The organism is Escherichia sp. E3659 (genome assembly GCF_005781135.1).
Taxonomy (GTDB): Bacteria; Pseudomonadota; Gammaproteobacteria; order Enterobacterales; family Enterobacteriaceae; genus Escherichia.
This window is the reverse complement of the sequence record NZ_VATQ01000057.1, coordinates 1-2,204: the sequence shown is the minus strand read 5'-3', so window position 1 is coordinate 2,204 and position 2,204 is coordinate 1. Positions and strand designations below refer to the sequence as shown.

The following is a 2,204-nucleotide window of genomic DNA, read 5'->3' as shown; positions in this document are numbered from 1 at the left end:
GATGAGATCATCGGCGCGCGTAACACTGGCGAGTTAAAAGCGGGGGTGGAAGGTCAGATTACTCCGCGTCTGCAACTGTGGGGCAACGTCGCCCAGCAGTTGGGTGACAACGGTTACAGTGATACCCAGGGAATGTTGGGCATGAAATATCTCTTTTAATGCCACTTTGCCACCTGTCACGTACAGGTGGCTCTCTTTTTAGATCTACGGTCTTTGTGATCGCGCTCGCATTCAGTCATTTTTACTATAAATATGATGAAGTTAATTCAGCTTATTTATGAGTGAAATCACTATGGACCCTTTGCACGCCGTATATATCCCCTCCCGTTGTGCAAGTTATTTTTCATCTGTGTAACGGAAGTTAATTGCATTCGTATATCCGGCCTCTCTTACGGTACCGTCGTACCCGGCCATGATGCGTGATTAGGCCAATACCCTGAAGCTAACAGTCATCATCAGGGTTGATTAATAAGTCGTTCAGCGGTTAGGAAAAACCTACAGAAAAAGGGAATATATTTGTATTTTTCTCAACAATAACCGCATTTCTCCTGTTGTTTAATAACTCTCATGACAATTATCGCAGGTGTTCCTTAAATTAATTTTCATAAAAATCTCAAATTCTTGCTTCCGCAAAAATCCAATATAAAATTCACACAAACCGCATTACTTTTCTGAACAAAAAGCCACCAATCATCTATTAATGTGATTTTAATACCTTTTCTTTATTTCACTTACATAAGCCTTGGGATTATTAGATGTGCTTTTTTTCTAAATGATATAAAAAACCGCATTAACTCCACTTACAAACCACTAAAACCAATCAATGCAATGAACAACTAACACTTTAATAAATTTATTGTGTATAACATTACAGATATTCTTATTTAGCAACTTGCATGTTTACGCCTTACAAGGCTTCAGGAAGAAAAACAGTGCAATAAAAAACATCTCGCCATTTAAATTTAAGGATGAAAGTGAGTGATATGAAATTAACAAAACATACTTTATCAACCCTGGCTATAGCCATTTCAACAATATTATCCACACCCGTATCCCTGGCCGTACCCCCCCCCACAGATGCAAATAGTACTGTTATCATTAATAATGGCGAAGAAGCAAAAATCATTGCCTCTGAAGGTTACGATTCCGGATGGAATAATTTTACTTCTTTGACTGTAGGTAAAGACTCTAATGGCTCATTACTCATTGATAATCTTTCATTTATTACTGCTCATGCTACCGTAGGTAATAACTCTGAAGGTTCCCTCACTTTATCCAACCATACCAACTGGCAGTTTAATGCTCCTACATCTAACTTGTATTTGGGTACAAATGAAGGTTCCGGCACCGTATATGTATTAGAAGGCAGTAAGATAAGTGGCCTGCAGGAACTAAGGATTGGTGAATATTATGGTGATGCCAAAGGTTTGATGGTTATTGATGGGGAAAACTCATCAGTTTCCTCTAACGTTACTCTCGTTGGCGATCAGGGAACCGGCTATTTACGTATTACGAATGGCGGTACACTCACTACATCAGCTCAGATAGCTATTGGATATGCTTATCCAGGCAGTGGTGCATCAAAAAATCGTAATAGTTATGGCGAGGTTCTGGTTGATGGTAAAAATTCAACATTGAATGCTGAATATGTTTATCTTGGTGGATTCAGCCCAGATTTTGCTTTCAATACTACAGGTATCCTTACCGTTAATAACGGTGCAATAATCAATGCCAATTCGTTTATCTGGGTTACTCTCGCACCTGGCGCCACAGGCGTTTTAAATATTGGTGGTGCGCAAGGTGAGGCTGAACAGCCTGCTGGTTCGATTAATACGCCATTTATTCATTTGGGAGCCGCAGATGCTTCTTCCTCTTCGATAGTAAACTTTAATCACTCCAGTACCGATTTTATCCTGGCCTCACCTATCCAGGGGAACGGCCAGGTTAACCAGGTAGGTTCTGGGACAACCACATTATCCGGCTCGAATAACTATGCTGGTGATACCTATATAACCAAAGGCAGCCTACGCGCAGGTAAAGAAAATACCTTCAGTCCCAACTCCGATTATATTGTCGACAGTGAAGGCCATCTCGATTTAAACGGTTATTCGCAAGCGTTAAAAACGCTGACGCTGGCTGGAACAACAACGTTGTCTTCGTATGAACAGGGCCACGAGTTCACACCGACCACACTAACCATTAAC

Annotated in this window: 1 protein-coding gene and 1 pseudogene; both read left to right on the top strand. The window is 40.7% G+C overall.

What is annotated here, in order from left to right; all coding sequences use genetic code 11:
• The coding region (locus FEK47_RS24070; protein WP_138183319.1) for an autotransporter outer membrane beta-barrel domain-containing protein at positions 1-159 on the top strand (159 nt) is incomplete at its 5' end.
• 809 nt (positions 160-968) lie between these two features.
• Positions 969-2,204: pseudogene (locus FEK47_RS24065) on the top strand (autotransporter outer membrane beta-barrel domain-containing protein); the annotation flags it as partial.